This is a genomic window from Oribacterium sp. NK2B42 (genome assembly GCF_000424445.1).
Classification (GTDB): domain Bacteria; phylum Bacillota; class Clostridia; order Lachnospirales; family Lachnospiraceae; genus Oribacterium.
Map to the genome: position 1 here is coordinate 18,893 of NZ_KE384192.1, position 22,697 is coordinate 41,589.

21 protein-coding genes and 1 pseudogene are annotated in these 22,697 nt (G+C 42.7%); 16 read left to right on the forward strand and 6 right to left on the reverse strand.

Annotated features, from left to right (window positions below):
* Positions 1-55 precede the first annotated feature (55 nt).
* From G625_RS0117290 to G625_RS21710, 7 genes are all read left to right on the forward strand, one after another.
* Positions 56-946 (forward strand): chemotaxis protein, encoded by an 891-nt coding sequence (locus G625_RS0117290; RefSeq protein WP_084152987.1) that lies wholly within the window; start codon positions 56-58, stop codon positions 944-946.
* A 181-nt stretch (positions 947-1,127) separates the two neighbouring features.
* The gene (locus tag G625_RS0117295; RefSeq protein WP_029202100.1) at positions 1,128-2,099 is read left to right on the forward strand and encodes a hypothetical protein; all 972 of its coding nucleotides are present in this window, start codon (positions 1,128-1,130) and stop codon (positions 2,097-2,099) included.
* 43 nt (positions 2,100-2,142) lie between these two features.
* Positions 2,143-2,835: a late competence development ComFB family protein gene (locus tag G625_RS0117300; protein ID WP_029202101.1), complete on the forward strand. Its 693-nt coding sequence runs from the start codon at positions 2,143-2,145 to the stop codon at positions 2,833-2,835.
* Positions 2,836-3,028: 193 nt separating this feature from the next.
* Positions 3,029-4,645: a flagellar filament capping protein FliD gene (gene fliD / locus G625_RS20720; protein ID WP_049895996.1), complete on the forward strand. Its 1,617-nt coding sequence runs from the start codon at positions 3,029-3,031 to the stop codon at positions 4,643-4,645.
* Between the two features lie 70 nt (positions 4,646-4,715).
* Entirely contained in the window at positions 4,716-5,117 is a 402-nt protein-coding gene (locus G625_RS0117310) for a flagellar export chaperone FliS (RefSeq protein ID WP_044933448.1), read from the forward strand.
* Positions 5,118-5,135: 18 nt separating this feature from the next.
* On the forward strand, positions 5,136-5,537 hold the full coding sequence (locus G625_RS0117315; protein ID WP_029202103.1) for a hypothetical protein: 402 nt from the start codon (positions 5,136-5,138) through the stop codon (positions 5,535-5,537).
* Between the two features lie 221 nt (positions 5,538-5,758).
* Positions 5,759-7,630, forward strand: a complete 1,872-nt coding sequence (locus G625_RS21710; protein ID WP_049895997.1) for a nucleotidyltransferase family protein — start codon at positions 5,759-5,761, stop codon at positions 7,628-7,630.
* 324 nt (positions 7,631-7,954) lie between these two features.
* On the opposite strand, the pseudogene G625_RS23560 reads toward G625_RS21710, so the two are convergent.
* The 6 genes and pseudogenes from G625_RS23560 to flgM all read right to left on the reverse strand — a co-directional run.
* Positions 7,955-8,170: pseudogene (locus G625_RS23560) on the reverse strand (carbon storage regulator); the annotation flags it as partial.
* Between the two features lie 43 nt (positions 8,171-8,213).
* Positions 8,214-8,690 carry a flagellar assembly protein FliW gene (gene fliW / locus G625_RS0117330; protein WP_330365068.1) on the reverse strand — a complete coding sequence of 159 codons (477 nt, stop codon included), beginning with the start codon at positions 8,688-8,690 and terminating at the stop codon, positions 8,214-8,216.
* A 70-nt stretch (positions 8,691-8,760) separates the two neighbouring features.
* The gene (locus G625_RS21715) at positions 8,761-10,332 is read right to left on the reverse strand and encodes a hypothetical protein (RefSeq protein ID WP_049895998.1); all 1,572 of its coding nucleotides are present in this window, start codon (positions 10,330-10,332) and stop codon (positions 8,761-8,763) included.
* Between the two features lie 23 nt (positions 10,333-10,355).
* Positions 10,356-12,143 (reverse strand): flagellar hook-associated protein FlgK, encoded by a 1,788-nt coding sequence (locus G625_RS0117340; protein ID WP_029202105.1) that lies wholly within the window; start codon positions 12,141-12,143, stop codon positions 10,356-10,358.
* A 258-nt stretch (positions 12,144-12,401) separates the two neighbouring features.
* Positions 12,402-12,833, reverse strand: a complete 432-nt coding sequence (gene flgN, locus G625_RS0117345; RefSeq protein WP_029202106.1) for a flagellar export chaperone FlgN — start codon at positions 12,831-12,833, stop codon at positions 12,402-12,404.
* Positions 12,834-12,854: 21 nt separating this feature from the next.
* On the reverse strand, positions 12,855-13,169 hold the full coding sequence (flgM, locus tag G625_RS21720; protein WP_049895999.1) for a flagellar biosynthesis anti-sigma factor FlgM: 315 nt from the start codon (positions 13,167-13,169) through the stop codon (positions 12,855-12,857).
* A 344-nt stretch (positions 13,170-13,513) separates the two neighbouring features.
* On the opposite strand from flgM, the gene G625_RS0117355 reads away from it, so the two are divergent.
* The 9 genes from G625_RS0117355 to G625_RS20760 all read left to right on the forward strand — a co-directional run.
* Positions 13,514-14,926 (forward strand): hypothetical protein, encoded by a 1,413-nt coding sequence (locus tag G625_RS0117355; RefSeq protein ID WP_029202107.1) that lies wholly within the window; start codon positions 13,514-13,516, stop codon positions 14,924-14,926.
* On the forward strand, positions 14,913-15,254 hold the full coding sequence (locus G625_RS0117360; protein WP_029202108.1) for an EscU/YscU/HrcU family type III secretion system export apparatus switch protein: 342 nt from the start codon (positions 14,913-14,915) through the stop codon (positions 15,252-15,254). The genes G625_RS0117355 and G625_RS0117360 overlap by 14 nt, the downstream gene beginning before the upstream one ends.
* Complete coding sequence (locus tag G625_RS0117365) at positions 15,232-16,665, forward strand: N-acetylmuramoyl-L-alanine amidase family protein (protein WP_049896001.1); 1,434 nt, start codon at positions 15,232-15,234, stop codon at positions 16,663-16,665. Before G625_RS0117360 ends, G625_RS0117365 begins: the two co-directional genes overlap by 23 nt.
* A gap of 33 nt (positions 16,666-16,698) precedes the next feature.
* Positions 16,699-17,892, forward strand: a complete 1,194-nt coding sequence (locus G625_RS20745) for a hypothetical protein (RefSeq protein WP_049896002.1) — start codon at positions 16,699-16,701, stop codon at positions 17,890-17,892.
* Between the two features lie 39 nt (positions 17,893-17,931).
* A complete protein-coding gene (locus G625_RS20750) occupies positions 17,932-18,762 on the forward strand; it encodes a lytic transglycosylase domain-containing protein (protein WP_044933451.1) in 831 nt (276 codons plus the stop codon).
* A 41-nt stretch (positions 18,763-18,803) separates the two neighbouring features.
* Positions 18,804-19,475: a PilZ domain-containing protein gene (locus G625_RS20755; protein ID WP_049896003.1), complete on the forward strand. Its 672-nt coding sequence runs from the start codon at positions 18,804-18,806 to the stop codon at positions 19,473-19,475.
* Complete coding sequence (locus G625_RS0117385) at positions 19,441-20,559, forward strand: glycosyltransferase (RefSeq protein WP_029202110.1); 1,119 nt, start codon at positions 19,441-19,443, stop codon at positions 20,557-20,559. Before G625_RS20755 ends, G625_RS0117385 begins: the two co-directional genes overlap by 35 nt.
* A gap of 110 nt (positions 20,560-20,669) precedes the next feature.
* Entirely contained in the window at positions 20,670-22,265 is a 1,596-nt protein-coding gene (locus G625_RS0117390; protein ID WP_029202111.1) for a hypothetical protein, read from the forward strand.
* Positions 22,266-22,446: 181 nt separating this feature from the next.
* A partial coding sequence (locus G625_RS20760) for a flagellin N-terminal helical domain-containing protein (RefSeq protein WP_044933454.1) occupies positions 22,447-22,697 on the forward strand: 251 nt, incomplete at its 3' end.

The following is a 22,697-nucleotide window of genomic DNA, read 5'->3' on the forward strand; positions in this document are numbered from 1 at the left end:
GAAGAACAAAAAAGACGGAATCTTGCTTGAGTCCGGTACGAACGAAATTGAGATCATGAAGTTCAAGGTCATGAATGAGTACTATGGCATCAATGTTGCCAAGGTTGTAGAGATCATGATGACGGAGAAGGTTAAGCCTATGCCTCATTCACATCCGGCAGTTGAAGGTTTCTTCAAACCAAGAGATGTTCTCATCACAGTTATCAACCTGGGACAGTATCTCACAGGCGAACGTAAAGAATATGGCGAAAGAGACCTGTTTATCATTACAGGCTTCAATAAAATGATGGTGGCTTTCCGTGTTGACAGCATTGAAGGCATCAGCCGCATATCCTGGAAGAGTATACAGAAGCCGGATAAGACCTTGGGTTCCGGTGACCAATCCGTAGCCACAGGTATCGCGCAGTGTGACGATCAGCTTGTAACAGTTCTGGATTTTGAAAAGATCGTAGCTGAGATTGCCCCTGAAACAACTATTCAGGTTTCAGAGATTGATGAGATGGGTGACCGGCCTATCAATGAGGCACCTGTTGTTATTGCAGAGGATTCTGTCCTTCTTCAGAAGATGATACTTGATTCTCTCCAGAGAGCGGGCTTTACGGATATCCATATGTTCAACAATGGACAGGAATGCTGGAATTATCTGGATGAGATCAGGGAGGATCCACATGTTTATGAACAGGTCAGCATCGTTATCACTGACCTTGAGATGCCTATGATGGATGGACACAGGCTTACGAAGCTTATTAAGACAGATCCGCATCTTCGTCATATTCCGGTTGTTATCTTCTCATCGCTTATTGATGAGCAGATGCGTGCAAAGGGTAAGGAGCTTGGCGCCGATGAACAGCTTTCCAAGCCTGAGATCGGACATCTGGTTCATATCATGGATACTCTTATCAGCAGATATGAAGAGCAGAGAAAGAATGATTTTAAGGGCGTATAATCGTCTATATTTGTTGGGGCAGGTCTGGTCAGGAACCTGCCCTTTTTTCGCGATAAGGCTGTCACGCAGACGTTGTACCACCGGGGACGGTTCTTGCCGGGAGGGACGGTTCTCTCCGGAGAGAACCGTCCCTCCCGGCAAGAACCGTCCCCGGTGGTACTGGACTAATAGGGGGAGGACTATGAAACAGAACAGGATAACTTTGGAGAATGGGATGCTCATCATCATATTAATTCTTTTGATGGTATCTGTGTACTCCCATAGGGCATCAGCCGAAAGCTGGGTTTATGAAAAGGGAAAATGGTACTATTATACCTATGATGAACCTGTGGAAAAGCAGTGGATAACCTATGGCGGAAATGAGTACTATATCGGTTCACAAGGTCTCATGTCTACGGATAAATGGGAAAAGGATCCGGATACCGGTAAAACATATTATGTGGGGACCAACGGAATCAAACAAAGAAATGTCTACACTGCAAAAGGAGACAAGTTTGTGGGTGATGACGGAACCGAACTTGTCACCTTCGATGACTGGAGAAAGGATGCAAAAAAGAAGCTTAAAGAGGTGATCAAAGCCTTAAACAAGAAACAAACCGTTACCTCCGATCAGAAGGCCTTACTGGCTCAGTACAATGCCTCTAACGCGGCATTTACACTTTATGATCTAAATGGAGACGGATTCAGAGATATAATCGTAATAAATAAAGAATCCTCAGATAATCAGGTATTGGATATACTTCTCTGGAATCCGGATGAAAGAGAATTTTATGCCATCATGGAGCTGGATTTCATTTCGGATGAAAGTGCAGTGCTAAAAAGAGAACCTCAATATGGAAATGCCTGGGCTATCGTAACCAGGGGTGTAAATGATATTTCTTTTTGGCAGTTAAAGCTTCATGAATATAATTTTAATGATGTAGAACACTACCATTTCGGTTATAATGAATATGGAGACGTAATTTATTATATTGATGATGGTGAAGTGGAGGCCGGCTATTGGAATACCTCACTTATGGAGATGACACGACAGGCCGGATCAGGTATATTTACAGATTATTACGACCTGAATGAAGCTTCCATCAACGCGCAGGTGGATGCATACCCTCTGGATGCAGAGCTTTATCTGTTCCAGGAGGCAGACACGGATTAGTCTATAGAATATAGGATGCCACTCCTGCCAAAAGGAGGAAATTGTGAGTACAGAACCATTAAACGAAGAAAGACCGGAGAAGGATGGGTTTGAATCAGTCGACCAGGCTCAGGAGTTTGCGGAAAATATAGCGGGTACCATCAAAAACGGACTTAAACAGGCTCCGAAGATCTTTGTTCCCGACAGCAGGGAGGTTTCAGATATCACCGAATCCGGTAGTGCAAAAGATAAAGACCGGACGGATACGGAGAAAGCCGTGGATGAAGATTTAAGAGGTACTTCACTTGATTACCGCCCCTACGGAATTGATGATATCAATCTGAGAAATGAGGTCGTCCAGGAAAAGAAGAGAGCCATAAGAGTCGAATCCTCAGAGGACAGAGATATTCTTTCTGATGCCATCCAGAGAAGACTTGAGGAGCGGGTTTTTGGCGAGGCAAAGGAACATGAGGGCTTTCATATCGTAAATATCATGCAGGAGTGCCTGAAGAGCGAGGATATACTTGCATACATGAAGAAGAATAACTGCTGTACCTGCGAGAGATGTCAGGCAGACGTGCTGGCTGCAACATTATCTCACCTTCCTTCCATGTACGTAGTTATGTATAAGAAGTCCACTTCTGCGAGAATAAGTTTCTATCATGCGAACTATAGGATGGATATCCTTTCTGCCATAATGAGAGCTATCCGGGACGTTAGTGAGCATCCTCACCACGGCAATGACCGTATACAGTGATAAAGCCGGAGGGCATCCAGGTTTTAAATGGATGCCCTCCGGCTCCAGTCTGTTTATGTCTCGGCTGGACTTTTTATTTCAATACTTTTTTGAGTTTAAGTTATAAAATCAAATATTATGTCGATAAATGTAGTGAGGAATATTGTTTACAGGCCAGGGAAGGTCTTTGTTTTTATTATGAAGGAGCATTTTTATGAACGTATCAAGCAGCAGCTCAAGCACGAGCTCATTGGGAAATACCTCCTTAAAAGGTTTTGGAGGACTTGCATCCGGCCTTGACCGTGATGCGTTGATCGAACAGCTTACATTAAATACCAACAATAAGATAACCAAGACAAAGCAGAATATAACCAAGCAGGAATGGCGTCAGGAGGCCTATAACAGCATCACCAACCAGCTGATGGATATGGAGGATGATTTTCTGAGCTATTCCGGAAAGACGAGTATTGTAAACAACGATCTTTACGCGAAGTCTGTTATCACTACACAGGGTAACAGCTCGTCAGCAGCCCTTCTCACAGCCTCAGGGGGTTCTAATCTTCTTGATTATGTATCTGTAAAGGGTGTAAGCCAGCTGGCATCATCGGCAAGCTTTACATCACACCAGCTGACTACAGAAGCAGGAAAAGCTTCGGCCTCTTCAAAGCTTGGTGACCTTACCGGATTCTCTGGGGAGGATATTTCCTCCATGACTATCAATGGAAAATCCTTTGATGTTACTGCTGATTCCACCATCAATGATCTTGTCAAGGAGATCAACAAAAGTGACGCAGGCGTAAAGGCTACCTATGTTGAGAGTACAGGACAGCTCATGTTCTTCGATAAGCAAACTGGAGAAGAGAGTAAGATAGAGCTTAACGAGACGGCGCAAAGGCTGTTCGGAGGAGATGGCTCAAACTCTACGAACGGTAAGGATGCCGAGATGTATGTAAGCTACGGTGGTTCCGATCCTGTTAAGATAACAAGCCATACCAATACCTTTAATGTGGACGGACTTAAGATAACCGCCAACGGAACCTTCGGCGATATTAAGGTGGGCTATGACGGAAAGGTCACCTCCTATGATGCCAATGCAAGTGTAAGCTTTACAGCCTCAGCCAATGCTGATAAGGCTACGGAGCAGGTTAAAAAGTTTATAGAAGCCTATAACAAGCTTGTGGATGAGGTTAACACCCATGTGACCACCAAACCTGCCAAGGGTTATGATCCTCTTACTACTGAGCAGGAAGATGAGATGACCGAAAAGGAAATCGAAAAGTGGAACGAGAAGGCTAAACAGGGAATTCTGTATAATGATAATGAGGTTCGTGACCTTGCCTTTGAATTCCATGGCATGATGAATGATATCATGAATGCCGGGATCAAGTACAGTGACCTCGAAAGCATAGGCATAACTCTAAGCTCAGATCATGCAGATGGCGGCCAGCTTAGCTTTGATGAGGATAAATTCCGTAAGGCTATGGAAACGGATGCCGAAAAGGTTGAAAGGATAATGAGCGGATATGAGGATAATACAGGCTTCGGAGCAGTCATCAACAAGCAGGTAACGCCTTATGCCACAAGGTATGCATCAAGAAACGGCAACTCCTACGGACGTCTTGTAGAGGTTGCGGGATCCGAAAAGCTTTCTGCTACAAAGCAGAAAAATCAGATATACGATAAGATAAAGGAATATAACTCTGAGCTTGATAAGTGGAAGGATAAGCTTCAGATGGAAAGAGACAGGTACATAAAGCAGTTCTCTAATCTGGAAACCCTTATAAACAGCATGAATACCCAGTCAAGTTATCTTTCCAGCTTATCTTATTGAAAATATTGCCGATATACAATATGTAGTAGAAGAAGGTTTTTTGATACATATTTTAGAGAAGGTGTTGAGCATGGCTTATAAAAATTATAAAGAAGATACGCTTTTTACTATGTCTCCGGTAGAACTCCTGGTGCTTTTGTATGATGAATGCATGAAGGATCTCCGAAAGGCGCAGATTGCTCTTGAGGATGGAGATATGACGATATTTGAAGAGTATGTGGGTAAAGCTCTTAAGATCATAAGATATCTCATAAATACTCTTGATATGTCTATCCCTGTAAGTAACGACTTAAGAAGACTCTATGATTATATAATCTACGATCTTTCTAAGGTAAGGGCCGCCGGAAAGCGTATGTCCGGTGAGATTCCGAGGCTTATTGAGATCATTATGGATCTGCGCGAAGGCTTTGATGGTGCCAGCAAGGTGGTTCAGGATACACATGAGGTCAGACAGGCAGGCGTTGTGGGTTGATGCTTTACGGTGATAGGTATGGAAGATGTTTTGGATGTTGAGAACCTTGCGATTCTTTGTCAGAGAAAATATACATATCTAAAGGATTTGAAGAGTATTACAGATGAGCTTACCGAAATCCTGTCAGGAGAAGACGGATATACGGCAGAGCTCCTTCTCGATGAAAGGATGGACAAGCTAAAAAAGGTTCAGGATACGACAGAACGTATAGAGCTTCTGGGTGAAGTGGGACCTAAGTCAGCTTTTGCGGCGCACCGACTTATATTTTCAGAGCCGGAGGATATCAAGCCGGAAACCCCTGATGAAAAGCTTGTTAAAGAAATAAGGATCAAAACAAGGACCCTCATAAGAGAACTCCAGGATCAGGACAGGCGTTTAAACATGCGGCTTTCCGGAGAAAAGTCCTATTACACGAGTTGAGTTACGAGTAACATAAGTTGATAATAAGTACCGGTACCGGTTTAGCCGATGATCATGAGGAACGGAGTCATCGGCTGAACCGGTATATAAATCAAAGGTTTTATATGCATTTTACGAATCACAGAGATTTTCTCTGTGATTTATTTATGGTACAATGTTATAAAAAGAAATCCCGTCAGAAATCCATGAATTATTCAAGGATTTTCAGGAAGGAAAGTAGTATGAATCGTACAGTATTTGAAGGACGGTACCTTGTAGATCTTGTGGGGGCGTTGATTAAACAGAAGGATTTTACAAAAAAATCCATGAGGATGGATTGGGAGAGGTTATTCCATCTTGCCGACTATCATAAGATCGCCAATATCGTATATATCGGTATGCTTGGGGCTTCAGGACAGATCCCGGAGAAGTGGGGAGCAAGGCTTTATGAACGATATCAGGAAAGTCTTATGTATTCCACAAGCTATGAGAATTCCGAGCTTGAGATCCTTACAATGCTTAATATGCATAAAATATCCGCAACTGTTCTTGAGTCCTCAGCTACGAGACGCCTTTACAGGATTCCGGAGAGCGCCAGCAACAGCCCCCTGAGACTCCTTATGGGTGAAAAGGATTACAGCCTTGCCAAGGGTTTTCTCATCGATCTCGGTTACCTCACAGATCACTTTTATCCGAAGTTCGGGGAGCATATGAGAGCGGGCAACGGATTTACGGTAGAAATTTACTATAAGCTTCCTTTCATTACAAAGAATTATCAGAAGTGCATGACCTCTCTTATGGAGAGAGCCTATATAGACAAAACCTTCGAGTCCATGCATACCTTTTCTCTGGAATCAAGCTTTGTGTTCCGTATGGCTGAGGTCTGTTACAATTATTGTGAGGATGCACTTACCATTCGTAAGCTTCTTGATGTTTTTCTCTTTTATCATCAGTTTAGGTCCAAGATGAATCAGGATTTCATCTGGGCAAGATTTAAAGAGTTTAAGATCGATGTCATAGCCGAATGCATGATACATATTTCCTCAATATGGTTTGGCACAAGAGCCGATGATATGCCGGAGCTTACCATTGAGGATGCGGATATTTATGACAATATAGAGAGCAGGATCCTGAGCAACGGTGTCATCGGTTCAGACATGGTTAATCAGTCAAGCGCTTTGAGAAATGATATACAAAGGGAGCTTGATAAAGAAAAGCGCCAGGAGGAAAAGGAACTCCGCAAACAGGAAAAGGGAGAATTCTGGCATAGATTAAAGCAGGAGATTCTTTGGATATTCCCTGAATATAAGTATATGAGTTCCCTGTATCCAACACTCGAAAAGGTGCCTGTATTGCTTCCGGTTTTCTGGATCATTAGAGGCTTCAGGATGATAAAAGAGATGATGGGCTTTGGATCATCCAGAAAAAGGGACGCTTCTAAGGAGCTTAATAAGGAAGCTTCCAAAACATCCTCCGGGAAAGCTGCTTCAAAGGGAGGTATATCGTATCTTCCGAGGGAAACCAAAACCACCAAGGCTCTCAAGGAAGAGAATATGGGTGGCATGGCGGTCTCTTATGAAGACAACAGCAGGTCAGGAAGGATTTATGATTCTGTTCAGGCTGACAGAGAGCAGAAGTCAAGGCTTGAAGAAGAGATCAAAAAAAGTGCAGGTGATAATGTTACTGAAGATGACTTCAGGATGGACGAAAATGCAGAAAGCTCTATAGGTCTCTGGGAGTTCCCTAAACTTAAGAATGTTCAGGAGGATGCAGCGCCTATACAGAAGCAGAATACTGTGACAGAAAAATCCCGGAATGAAAAACCTGAAGAATACGAGGGAAACGATCTTCTGGGCATGGATGTGTCACTATTCAACAACATTTTATCCAACGAAAAAAACAGAACCTCCGATAGGGTGACCATAGTTCCGGAGTATACGGATTCAGGAAAGCTTGAGTACAGTTTTACAAAAGAGGGAGCATCATCAAAAACTGAAAGACCGCAGGAGCCGGAGATAGTTGTGGCTCAGGATGAGAATCACAATTCCATAGGTGTTCAGAAGTGGCACTTTCCTACGTTGGAGGAAGTGGAAGAGAAGGAAAAGAATTCATAGCCCTTATATAAACTGTCACTAAAAAACCTTCGCCTTAGCAGGGCGAAGGTTTTATTATATTTTGATTTTATTTTTTGGGGTTTAAACTTAAGGTACGACATTTTCAGCTTTAGTCCCGGATTTGGTTTCATTTTCAACTTCAGTGACCGTTTTAGCTTCGTCTTTGGCATCATTTTCAGCCTCAGTGTCAGATTTTGCTTCTGCTTTGGTTTCAACCTTAGCTTCATTATCGATACCTGCCTCGATACCCGTTTCAGCAGTATCCTTTGGCTCCTTAGCAGCCTCGGCTTCAGCCGGTTTATTTTTTTTGAAGGTGATATGCTTAAGAGAATCCTGAAACCCTGTGATGGCAGCAAGATGAGGTGAGGAAGCACTTTTGTTCTCCTGCTCTGCTATGGAAAGCTCCTCACGGAGAATGGAAATCTGTTTGGGAGCATCTATGGCAAGTCTTACGCCGTCTGAAGCACTTTCCACCACAGTTATCCTGATATTGTCCCCTATAAGTATACTTTCATTTTTTTTGCGTCTTAATATCAGCATTTGATCACCTGTCCTGTACTTGATTTACCGGTACGATCGATCGTTATTCCTCAGAAGCCTTTACCTCAAGTCCTTCCTGAACAGTGGCAAAAGAGCTTAATTTATGCCTGAAGCCATATTCGGACTGACTTAAGATCACCTGCATGCCTATGCGTTTATCAGGATTTATAACGATCGGTGCTTTCATATTAACAGTATTTTCTTTATGATTGTTCTTTAATACACAGATAACATAATATGAAAGATCATTCTCTGATTTGACATTGAGATAAGACAATTCCTCCGGGCTTAAGACCGGATTGTAATCCGGATCCAGGGTGAATGGATTGATAATCACAAAAGCAATGTCCGTGTTCTCTATGGACTGCAGCAGGAGTATGGTACTGTCCTCATTTTCATCTAGCACGAGAGGGATGTAATCCTTTAAATCATTGAATCCAAAAAGTCCGTCTGTGAAATGGATAAGATCAGACTCCTCATACTCGATCGTTCCGTAGTCTTTGGTTTCTAATGTCAACATGAATGACAACCTCCATTAAGTATATCTTATAATATTAAATTTTTCTATGTCTTTAATAGAATTATTGTTCTTACTGTACAAAATCAAAAAGAGAATTCTGCATTATCTTTGAACCCACCTGCATCGCCGCATTGTAGGAGTACATATGCTGGTACATCTGGACTATGGCATCGTAGGTATCTATAGCCATATGATCGTTATATTCCTTGATGTAGGTGTCTTGAGCAGTCTGGAGCTGATTGTCTACTTCATCAAGAGTGGCAGTCGCAACACCGATACGACGGAAGGTGTTGCTGACGCTGATCATGGCATTATCCCATTTGCCGAGAGCGTAGTTAAGATCCTCGTTCAGTTTTTGAAGGGCTGACTCCTTGGATATTTCCTTTTCTTCTTCGGTCATGGGGCGTTCTACCGTTTGGGTTGTTGTCGTTATAACTGGAACGCTATTTGTAATAATAGGTGGAGAGGTGGACGATTCACCATAATAAAAATGAGTCATTATGCCAGTATTTTCATCATAAGAAAGGAAATCAGTTTCAGGGTCATGATTACTGTTGTAATCATTAATGAAATTTCCAATTGTATCGCTAAATGGTATTGACATTTGAGACCCATTACTAAATTGGATATAAGGACTAACATAATTACCCAATGCTAAGGCTGTTTCACTCCATACTGTATTTAAACTGGCATATGTAGTATTAGATGTGATACTAGTTGTTGTCGTTGTATCTGTGGTCATAGTTTCATAAAAAGAATCCCTATATTTTTTTGTAGAATCAATAACCTGTGCATTTAATCCAAAAGCAGAGGTGTTCATGGCGTCCTGAATAGCGATTTTTGCTTTTTTGGGGTCCATGGCACGAAGCTTGTCTGAGGTAAGTCCTGTGACCATGTTGAGACCGCCATAGTAGGTGTCCGGAAGGGTTTCTAAAGTATTGATATCTCCATAGCCCAAGGACATTCTGCCTTGTTCTTTCATTGCTTGAAGTACTTTATCAAGTACTTCATCTTCTGTATTAAATGACTTTTGGGTTGCGATAACTCTGCCTGTTGTTGGATCAGTCGTTGTTTCATAGTATGTTCCGCTATAATTAAAGCTTTTATTATCCGGATCATATTTCATGGTCATGGTGGTTTCGTAGCTATCTCCCGGAAACTTATGATGATAAGTCAGTTCCATACCATCTGCTGACATTGTGAAGGGAATAGTTGTCTGGTCATTGCCTCCCATGACATAGTAATTTTCATAGGTTGCATTAAGATCCTGAGTCAGGGTCTGCTGTTTGTTCAGTACATAAGTGTACATGGTATCTACAGTTTCTACGCTGCCCTGGTAGGATGCAGAAGCCATTTGCTCATATTTTATATTAAGGTCACTCATCTGAGAATGGAATGTTCTGGATGTGGTTTCCTGCTGTTCCAGACGATTGATAACGTCCTTAATCATAGTATCCTTTGTGACTACATCGTTATAGAGATTATCTATCTTTTTTCCGGCGTAGTAGTCAAGAGGATTCTCGTAGGCATTCTCATATTTTTTTCCACTGGAAACCTGCTGCATACTTTTGTTGTATATGGATTTCAGATCCTGAACAGATTTCGCGTAGTCCTTGTAAAAGGTTGAAGCTGTGACACGCATAGGATTATCTCCTTTCTATGATATCAGACGATTCCAAGAAGAGTCTGTAAGGTTTCGTCAAAGGCACTCATGACCTTTGCGGCAGCATTGTATGAGGAAACATAAATCATCATATTAGCTGCCTCTTCATCCAGGCTGACACCGGATAACTGATCCTTGGAACTTGTAATGCTGTCAAGAACGATCTTGTTGGTGTCGAGAGCATCCTTATTGTTGGCCTGGTCATTTGCAAGTCTTGTAGAAAGAGTATTCATGTAGTTTGCAAAGGTTTTGTCTCCGAGCTCTGAATGTGGTTGTGTCATGGATCTCAGCATATTAAGGATGGTTTCGTTAGAATCTGATCCCATGAGACCTATATGTACATCGCCGTTTATCCAGTTTTTATTGAGGGCAACATTTTCTGCTGTGATTCCTGCTGTGGTTCCAGAATCTCTGTTAACAAGCATAGCATATTGATCTAAATTGGTAGTAGAGGTGGGATCAATGCCGGTATTTCCTTTATAGTTATACTTATTAAACTCTTGAGCAAGAGTCTGTGCCAAATTGTCAAGTTGATCCATGTAGTAGTCATAACCGTAGTAGGTACCTTGCTTTAAGCCCGTAGTTGCTTGTTTGCTTGGATCTGACTTTGCAAGCATATCGAGGCCTGCCTGAACCGAACCACCTGAGAAAGTAGCAAATGTTGTAGTGCTGCCTTCTTCAACTTCTTTTTTAGATGTGCTGTTGGCGGTTGTAATGGATTTGGCTGTTGCAGGGTCTCCTTTTTTGTCGGTTGCTGTTGAAATAAAATCAAGCTGTACGTCCAAAGGACCGGGTGCATCTTCTATGGTAGAATTCCATTTGGTATATTTGGGAGAACCATCGTCATTTGTGGTAAGCTTAACCTGTCCGTAGTTTTTACCATAGCCATCATCATAAGTACCGTTTACAAGGATGATACTTTCCTTTTTGACAGCACCGTTAGCATCGGTGGTGGTGTAATCAAGGGATATACGAAGATCCGATGGCCAGTCAGATTTTCCGGCAATCTCGCCGGTCTGGTTGTATCGATAGATTTTCATCCTTTCCTTGCCATCAACCGTATAGGTTTCAGAGAAGCTCTCAACAGTTATGGGGATGTAGGAAGAAAGCTCATCTATCTTCATGTTTCTTTCGTCCTGAAGCTCCAGAGCTTTGTTTCCCATAATCTGGTTATGTTTGATTTGCTTATTGAGCTCACCTATTTCCTGGAGAAGGTAGTTGATTTTCTCAACGGCACCACCTTCAGAGGTTCCCTCACCATAGAGCTTTTCAAATTCATTATCTTCGGCGGTTTTTATCTTGCTGGCTGCCGAATTCAGGAGCACGGAGGTTGCATTCAGTGTAGACTGAAGCTGCCCTTCATATACCGGATCCTGAACCTTGGAGGTATCCTGCATGGTGGTGAGGGCTGTCTGGACATCGTCAAGAGAAGCTCTTATGCCATCCATATTGGACTCATCCATAAAGCTTCCGAGAGTGTTTAGAGAATATTCTGTTGTTTTGTTGTAAGAATATTTTGTGTTCTGATCCCGGTACTGTATATCCAGAAACTGGTCGCGAAGCTGGACAACCTCATCCATGGAAACACCGAAGCCAACATTAACATCATTTTCATTCATGTAAAAGGATGTGGGGTTGTTGTAGTTAAGGCTGGAGGTCTTTAATTGCTGCCTGGTATAGCCTTCTACGTTCATATTGGCAAGGTTCTGTGAGGTTACATCAAGCTTTTTTGAGTTCGACTGCAGAGATGTGAGAGCAGTCTGGAAACCTCCGAATGTTGGGCGAACCATAAATTTACCTCCTGTCTATAAGCATGCTGACGCATAATCATCTTATTTCTTCTATATATATCGTCGGTTTTTCTGAAAACATTAGATAAAAGGGGTAAAATTAATATAAAGATACCATTCGGGCGGTGGACCCTGGGGATGGATTTAGTGGTTCGTCGTTTGAATAGACGCAAAGAAGGAAATGTGCGCATAAAAAGACAGCCGCACACGAAAGTATACAGCTGCCCTGCAACTCAATTATGATTTTAAAGGGTAAAATCAAGCTAAAGTATCCTGAAATGCTTTTGGTATTTTATTGGTGGATATCGCAGCATTAACATCATTTAGTCTGATATGCATGATCCTTTCGGCAGACTCCTGACTTTCCTTCAGGATTTCAAGAGCTTCCTTCAGATCTTCAAATAAGGGGCTTAATACCGATTTTTCTTCTTCAGACACCAGGGCCAGTATCTGGCTGAACCGAAGACCCTTCCAGCCGAGCCTTTCGGCAAGCTGGATACGTTTCTTTTCGAGACTCCGAAAATTGTAAAGATCCGGTTGAGCCTCCTTGACAAGGACATCAAGTTTTTTGGGGTCATCATGTGAGGCGGCCGCGGTTAATTCCCGCTCCAGCCTGATGAGTTTTTTTACAACGGACACCTGTCCTGTGAGTGCCTTTGTAAAATCGTTAAATGCTGCAGAGTCTGTCATACTTACTCCTTAAAGGGTATATCATCCTCTGTATCCAAGCATACGTTCCGCAATCCTTGTTGAATCCACATTATATGTGCCGGACTGAACCTGTGCTTTGAGCTCCGCAACTCTGCTGGCGCTCACGCCTGATTTCATAGAAGCGGCGGTTTTTGAAGCAAGCATCGATGCGAAGCTGTCATCACTGACAGAGTTAGTTGAGAAAGATGCCTTATCAAAACTGCTCACATAAGATGCGGATGATGCGGAAGAGGATTTTGTTTTTTTGTTTACATTCTTGTCTGTATTGGTATATCCTACCTTACCAAACAGAGCAGTACGTAAATTGACGTCCATAAATTGCCTCCTTGCATAAACGCACAATTAAATCAATGAGTTCCTTCTGCTTATATTATCGACAGTAGTATCAAAAAAATAACCCATATTTAAAATTCTTTTCATTAAAAAATTGTGCTTCCTGTTTTTATTTAATCATATTATCGTCCCTTGCCCGGACAATATAACATCAAGAAATTGATAATGCTATAAAAATTTTAAATTGCATATGTTAAACGGCAAATTTTCTAAAAAATATAAGTGTATTTTTATATTTTTTTCTAATAGTTCATTATCAAGAAGTCGATATAATGTTATTGAGATACTTATCACGCGATATCGGTCGCTTTAAGGAGATAAACAATATGGCCAATATATTACAGGTTCAGAATCCTACCTTGAACAGTCAGGGTATCGGCTCCCCCGGGATATATCCCCATACGCCGCAAAGTCCGCAGATACAGTCTCCCGATCGAGTGATCTCTTCTCCTCCCGGGGAAAATGGGGAACAGATAGGTCCCGAAGTAGGGGGAGGCAATGTAAACTTTGAATCGAATTATACGAATTTTGTTCAGAGAATGCATGAAGGCATGCAGCTCACCCTGGAGATGGAACAGCTTCTTTTTACGGATGGAGCTGCATTGCAGACAATGGGAGATACCGAGATCCAGGAAGTCCTTACCCGGCTTTTCGCAGAGATGGAGACTGCGGATCCGAAGGAGCTGATGACTCTTATGGAATCCCAGCAGCAGGCGCAGGTAAAATTTTCCGGAGAGCTTTTCGATGGATTACGGGATATCCTGAACGAGAAGATTTCACCCTCCTTCAGAGAAACGATTCTCGATTTTGTCAAAACTTATAACAATTATGCGTCTAGTGAGCATCTGCTCAATCAAATGGAGTCTCTCGGTAAAGACATTGAGAGCCTGCTCCTTCCTTCTTCAAGAGAGAGTTTTTCTAAACTGATGGAACAGTTGGATAAAAACGCAGCTCCCGGAGATATAGAAAAAAATACAGAGATCATCAACAAGGAAATCATACCGTTTCTTTCAAAGTATGTCTCAAAGACCCATAACTATGGTGCTGTCAGAACTGCCAGTGTCCTGTTCTCCCTTTATGCCGTAAAATATGAGGCAGGAGACAAGAACGTGCTTCAGCAGCTGTTTAACAAGATGATCAGAAACGGTGACTTCCGTATGTTCTTTAAAGGAGATCCTGAGGAGGCCCTTGAAAAGGCTATGGAGAATCTGAGACCACAGTCAGAGAAGGCCAAAAATTTTCCGGAGATGCTTACAAAGCTTATACAGAAGGGGACGGAAGGAAGCGCGGGAGCGGAAAGTGTAGAAAAATATTATAAGGTGCTGAATCATCTTTTGATGAATGAGAGTGTCTATATGCCGCTTCTTCATTTGCTGGTTCCTTTCAGATACCAGGATAAGAATGTCATGTCGGAAATGTGGATAGATCCTGACGCGGAGAGAGAAAGGCCTGATGCCGCAAAAAAGCAGAAGCTGTTTATAAAATTCAGCATTCAGAATGTGGGCAATTTTGAGCTGATATCCCTGGTGAATAACGGTAATGTCAATATGCAGATTTTTGTTCCTTCCACATTTACCGAACCGCAGGAAAACGTTTCCAGAAGTATCCAGGACATCATCACAAGAAACGGTCTCAGGGTAAGCACCGTGGAGCTGGGGGTTCTTACAAGAAGCCACAGAGTTGACGAAGTATTTCCTGAGATAAAGGAAAAGGAGAAAGGAATAAATGTCGCCGTCTGAACCTATCAGAAAGAAAAGGGCAGCAGCCTTAAAATATGATCCCGATAAAAACGGAGCACCGGTGATAGTTGCTTCGGGAATGGGATATACAGCAGAAAAGATCACGGAAACGGCCATGAAGGCAGGAGTGCCTGTATATGAGGATGATTCTCTTGCGTCACTCCTTACACAATTAAAGCTTGGAGCCGAGATTCCCCCGGAGCTTTTCAGTGCAGTTGTGGAAATCTATGTTTATTTCCTGAGATTTGCAGAAAAAGAAAAAAACAAGGTAACTGAGCCAGAACCGCCTAAGGATGTAACAGGAGATGAAGATATCATTCAGTCGTGAAAAAATGAATAAGGAAGCCGTAGTAAAGGCAAAAGAATACAAAAATTTTTGGCGGAAGCTTTTTCCGTTGATACTGATACTTCTGTGCCTTTCCGGAATATCTTCCCTTGCCGCTACACAGCCCATCAACAATGTGACCATCAAGGTTAAATCAAAGCTTGAGGCAGGCAGAAAGATCCCTGAGGATATCCAGGTTGAAAAGTCATCCGTAGATGACAATGAGATAGCCGTGTCTACCGGCGGTAATAAGTACTCAATTACAAAAGCCGAGTGGACAAGCGGGGGAGATACGAGAGCCAAGAGTGGAGAGACTCCCTCTATGAGAGTTACTCTAAAGCCTGAGGATATAGCAAAAAACTACTTTCTCAGCAGCTACAGAAGCTCCAACGTAACCATAACCGGCGGTACCTTTGTGAATGCCACGAAAAGTAAGGACGATCTCATTATCACCCTTAAGATCGATCCCATAAAGGGAAATTATGAAGCTCCTACGGATGTATTCTGGAATGATAATAAACTTGGTGAGATAAGGTGGACAAGACCTGACAATACCTCGGGCACATATGAACTGAAGCTTCTGAGGGATAAAAAGAATGTGACCACCGTCACAAGTACCAGTCTTCTCTATAATTTTTATCCCTACATGACCCAGGCAGGAAAATATTCGGTAGAGATAAGGTCCATAGTTACAGACAGTAAGTTGAAGAAATATACCGGTAACAGTGAATGGGTGGAATCTACAGAGCTGGTGATCACAGACAGAGATGTATCTGACGGAAAAGGCCAGGGGGGAAGCGGCGGTCAGGCAAAGGCTCTATATCAGTTCGGATGGTATAAAGACAATGGCTTCTGGTATTACAGATATGTTTCGGATAACACACTTCAGGGAGCCGGCTGGGCATACATAGATAATGACTGGTATCTCTTTAATCAGTACGGGCAGATGCAGACCGGCTGGCAGATAGTTGACGGAAGGACCTATTTCCTTTTAAAGAGCGGCGCCATGTATACCGGTTGGATGAAGAATGGTTCAGACTGGTATTACCTGATCCCAAGAGATGAGCTGAGAAACGGTGAGGTCTACGGGCAGACCGCCAATAACGGCTGGCGCATGATTAACGGCCATTACTATTATTTTAAGAGTAACGGTGCCATGTATACAGGCTGGCTTTACGAGAACGGAAAATACTATTTCCTTAATGATATCGATAATTCGCTTCTGGGAGTCATGTTCACGGGATGGATTCACAGGAATGGTAAGACCTACTATTGTGACTATGACGGTACCATGGTGGAAGGCTGGCACAATGTGAACGGAAACTACTATTATTTCTACCCGGGCAGCGGACAGATGGCTGCCAATGCTTATATCGGTGAGTATTATGTCAACAATGACGGGATCATGCAGTAAACAGCGAAAAATGCATCAAAGATGAGGTGAAATATGCCTGAGCCATATAACAGAAACAGATCTTCATTTAGAGACCGTATACGGGAGAAAAGAGAAGAAAGACTGGAAAAGCTTGAAAGAGATGCCAGGAGAATCAATAAGGCAGCAAAGATATTTTTCTTTTTACTTCTTGTGGCATATTTTGTCATTACCCATAAAAAAACTGCCAAGGCTGATGGAAGCATCCTGGAGAAGATCAATGTAAAGGTGGAACAGAATTATGGGGAGCCCGGCGAGATCCTGGAACCGACAGTCACAGTTAGTACAGGAAATGTCAGTGTCGGAGAGATCGATTATTCAAAGAAGCCTGATAAGTGGAGACCGGGAAATAAGATCCTCATCACTATAGATCTGCACGCAGATGAGGGCTACTATTTCGCAAAAAACTGGAACAGATCAGCGGTAGCCTTAAATGGAGCCGAGTTCAGTCATTGCGGCAGAGTGGATGACGGAGATATTCTGAGACTAAAGGTGTATTATATGCCCTGTACAGTTCTGGAATCCACGACGTCTGCAGGATGGGACTATAATTTTAAAAAAGCAGTGTGGAAAGAGGTTGAGTACGCACCGGGGTACGAGGTTACCCTGTATGAAAATGACAAGTCCATTCTGACAAAGAAGGTCAGGGGCACCTCGTTGGATCTTTCCGATAAGATACCTGAATATACTAAGGATACTTACTATTATGAAGTAAAAGCCATAGCCATGACTTCTGATGAAAAAAAATACCTTAAGGATGGTGAAGCGGTTACCTCGGAGGAGGATGTGGTCAATTCCCATACAGGTACTAAGGGTGTTACGCCTATAGGGTACAATACCACTACTAGTGAAGGAACTGCTACCGTATATAACAGTGCCAAAGGAAGTACCACCGGCTGGTACTATCCCGGAGGAGCGTGGTTTTACTATGATGACTACGGAAGAGCAGCCACCGGCTGGCAGCTTATAGGAGACAGCTGGTATTACTTTGATAATAAGGGTCAGATGATGACAGGATTCCTGGTGGACGGTGACGGAAGCACCTATTATCTGGATCCTACCTACGGAAGGATGCACACAGGATGGGTGTTTATAAACGGCTTCTGGTATTATTTCAACAGCAGTGGACGGATGCAGACAGGATACCTATATGATGGGGGTAAGGTCTATTATCTTGATGACTACGGCCGGATGATGGCCCAGCAATGATTTAAATATATTTTTACCGTATAAAGGGGGATGTGTTTTATGCCACTTATGGAGTCGATCTCTGAGATCAATAATACAGGAAAGGGAAGACCTGAGGGAACCACCATTCTTTCGAAGAATGCAAAAACCTTCAAGAATGTTCTGGATGGCGTGAAGGCAGCGGGAACAGCCGAGAAAACGGTTTCCGGGACAGCAAACACTCTTGATTCGATCTTCAAAAAAGCCGCCAGTACTTACGGGATCCCGGAGAAGATACTTAAAGCGGTTGCGAAGACCGAATCTGATTTTCAGGTAACTGCGGTCTCCAAGGCAGGTGCCATGGGTATAATGCAGCTTATGCCGGCAACTGCGAAGGAGCTGGGAGTCAGCGATCCCTTTAATCCGGAACAGAATATCATGGGTGGAGCCAAGCTTCTGGCATCCAACCTTAAGGAATTCGGCGGTGATCTGAAGCTTGCCCTTGCGGCCTATAATGCAGGTTCCGGAGCTGTAAGAAAATATGACGGTATACCTCCTTATAATGAGACTCAGAATTATGTCAAAAAGATAATGGCGGATCTGGAAAGCGACTCCGCAATAGACATTAACTCTGTACTTGGAGCTGCCGGAGAGGCAGCGTCAGGCTTCATAGGTGAAGGCAGCAGCATTTCGGAGCTGAAATCCCTGATATCCACTCTTGGGCTCGGTTCTTCCCAAAACAGCGGAATGCTGGGCATAAGCTCCATGTTCACAAGCCTTCTTAATCAGGAAATCGATGAGACCGGCAAGGTGGATAAAAATATGTTTGCAAATTTCATCGAGATTCTCAGGCTTCAGATGCTTATGAATACCACGAACAGTATCGGCGATCTGGATTTTGATGATGACTGATACTATAGAATGAGTGTAACCGTAATAATAAGAGGTAACAGATGATACTTAAGGATTGTCACAGCGGTGTCGTTAGATATGAGGATAAGGATTACAAGGTCAGAGTTGTAAGCGGAATTGACAATAAGCCTGCCTTGTATTTTAGAGATCCTGATCTTCAGGATATGCGAATGGGCAAAACAGAGGTCATTTTCAATGATAATATAAAGGGTTGCATCAAAGCAAAATGTGAAGTGGTGGTTCATAAAAATCCGGTATATCCCAGGATGAGCGAGTTCTGGATGGGTGAATGTGAGATCCTTGAGGTTATAGAGATCATACAGAGGCAGCAGGATATAAGAGCTTCAGTGGATATAACTGTCCAGTTTACCTCGGAAAACGATGGAAATAGCTTTTTCGGAGTTATCACAAATATAAGCGCCGGCGGTATATATATCGTTACATCCCAGTCCCTGACTATCGGTGAGGTCATCGGTTTTCATTATGCCTTTAAAAATACTGAAAGACCCTTTAGATGCATGGTGGTCTGGGGGCAGCTGGATGATTCGGGGAATAACGGCTATGGCTTAAGATTTGTTGAACTTAACGAGGGCGGCGAGACGGCCATCCGCGGTTATGTCTTTAATGTACTTAGAGAGCAACGCAACGCAGAAATGAGGCTGAGGAGAGCGGGGAACAATGATCGTAAACTTAGTGATGATCGTAAAAAATGAAGAACGTTGTCTGGAAAAATGCTTAAGTGCAGCTGCGCCCTTTGTGGACAATATAGTCATAGCGGACAGCGGTTCTACGGATGGTACCATCGAAATAGCAAAGAAATTCGGTGCCCATGTTTACGATTTTCCCTGGGTCAATGATTTCTCGGAAGCAAGAAACTTTGCCCTTGGTCATTCAGAAAGAGATCATGGCGGAGAGATTCACCTGGTTTTGGATGCAGATGAATATCTGAGAAATGATGAAGTAAGTAATCCGAAAGCGCTGAGAGACTTTATCGACATGATGTATGATCGTCAGGGCATGAGATGGCTGGGTCTTATAAAAAGAGAGGATTCGTATCCTAACGGTACGGAGATAGACAGAAGCATTACCCAGATACCCAGGATAATTCCTGCCGGGATGAGATATAAAGGAAGCATTCATGAGCAGATCAATGCCAAGGTGCTTAATAAGGTGTCTCCCCTATATGCGGAGCATGACGGTTATCTTCAGGAGGGTAAGGGTCAGAGGAACCTTGAGTATCTTATCGAGGCCTTGAAGAAGGAACCAAATTATCCTTACTACAATTATCAGATGGCTATAACACTCCGGAATTTAGGAAGAGAAGAGGAAAGCCTCCCCTACTTCAGAACCTTTTTCAGGTTTTCCGGCAAAAAGGAGATACGCCAGGCACCGTACTGGACCGACGGGATCATGAGATATCTTTATACTCTTTATGATATGGATACCGTGGAAAGCCTTGAAGAAGCCGGAGATATCATGGGAAAGGTCCAGTACGATTTCACAAGAAACCCGGATTTTTATTTCTACTCAGGTCTTTTCTATATGAAACTGGTACTTAAAAATACTGAGAAATATCAGCATTTGCTCCCATATATAGAAAAAAGCTATCTTAAGTGTTTAAGCCTTGGGGAGGTTGAGAGACCGGAAGGGGTTATAGGCACAGGCTCCTTTAAGGCGGCATATAATCTGGGAACCTGGTATGAAGTATCAGGGCAGAAGGAAAAGGCACTTTACTATTACAAACAGGCTTCGGAGCAAGGGTATAAAAAGGCTTCTGAGCGACTAAAGGCTTTATAGACTTATCAGGGGGTACATCTGTAGGTCAGGCAAAAATCGGCAAACAGGTATTTGTGGGTGAGACCTTGCAAATGAGGATAAAGGTTATGTGACAAAAAGGGGATGCTTGCATGGGTAAGATCAACGAATTCTTTGACAGGATCAATCAAGACCATCCATTAAGTGCATTCACCAGACTACTTAATGGTAATGACAAAGGTCAGGAGAAACCTGTTGAATATCAATACAGCAATAAGCCTTTATCACTTTACAATATTTCCGGGGAGGAGATAGTGGAGCTTACTCCGGAATCCAAAGTGAATATAAAGAAAAATGAAGGCAGTAATCAGATAATTGTTGAAGCTGTCAACGGTCAGGGAGTGAGATCAGTCATAACAACCTGTGAAGCAGCGGATGATCAAAACGATCTTAATGAAATCGATCAGATGCTGAAAATATTGGTGCAGAATATATCAAGAGCCAGAAGAAACGGCGTGGAGGGACTGACAGTTCCTATAAATGAATATGAGCTGGTGGCTTATATACAAAACCGTCCGTCAATAGAGATCGACCTGGACCGCTTGGAGGAAGCCATCAATTATCGTCAGAGGCATGAGGTTCTGTCGGATTTCATCAGTGATCTTCACCAGAATAAAAGGGTGGATATATACACTGCATGTAATAATATCTATAATGTTGAGGCTTCAAACATTTTAAAAAGCGAATATCAGAAGTATTCCAATATCAAGTTCTATGACTTAAAGGAAAACTATGATCACATGATTTTCTGGAATGATGAGGTAATACTTAAAAACATAAAGAGATCACCTGAGGCGGTGATCATAGGCATAGGACTTGCAGGCGAAAAGCCCATGCATGCAATCTCCATCAGAAATGACAGGGAATCAAGTGTTATCAGGAAGGTGTCATTTCTTACAGATCATACCATGAATGTAAGGGAGGAAATGTTAAATGCCCAGTTCATGAGACATGCTTCCGGTATCGAAGAGGTAGCAAAATCAAGGAGCATGTCTGAGGAGATAAAGAATAAGGTCATACTGGAGCTTGCGGTAGCGGAGGCCAAATACAGATATGATGATGTGAGGATCCATGAATTCCTGAGATCCATTCTTAATATATATTATACAGAAACTAAGATGAAGCTTATAAGGGTACCCTTCAATGACCCAAATCTCATCATGAATCTGATCCCGGAAGCCTCATCCGGACTTCTTGCGGAGATAAGGGAGGAGCAGATCATCTATTATGGCTTTGATTCCGCAGCAAAGATACTGGTGGATGAATATGGATGGATAGATATGGGTTATGGCAGGGCCGGTCATGATGCCTCAAGGGTAAGCATGAGGATTTATGAAAAGCAGGCTTCGGAAACAACCATCAGGGCAAGGTATATATCCGAGATGAATCAGGTTCTGGTGGCAAATGAAAGACGATCCGCTACTGCTTCTTATAAGTATGTAAAGGAAGTGGTGCTTAAATACAGCGATATAGGCCTTGATGCTGAAGCCCAGATCGGTCTTCTTTCGGAGATCCCGTCAATAAACGATCCGGGTTACAGGGTGTCCATAACAAACATCATAAAGGAAACATTAACAAAGGAATCTCCCTTCAGATTATTCGGAGAGGTAAGAAGGCGAGTAAAACCAAAGAAAAATGAGCCGGAAACCGAAAACGGAATATCCGAAAGTCCAATTGGTTATGATTGAGATCAGATTTCCATTCTTCGAAATCAGAAAAATATAAATTTTTTGTAAAATCGTTTATATTTTTGAGAAACCGTGCGATAATAAAAGTGTAAAAAATCATAATAAAAGGCTTGGTGCTCAAGAGATTGAGTACCGGTTTGGACAAGGAAGTTCTTACACGGGCCGACAATAGGAGGAATTTATGGTTATACAGCACAATATTTCAGCAATCGATTCTTACAGAAACATGTCCAAGAACACCACAGCTCTCAATAAGAACTTAGAGAAGCTGTCATCTGGATACAAAATCAACAAGGCCGGCGACGACGCTGCAGGACTTGCCATCTCCGAGTCAATGAGAAACAAGATCAACGCTCTTGATCAGGCAGAAGCAAACGCAAACGACGCTATCGGACTTATCCAGACAGCTGAAGGAGCTCTTACAGAGACTCA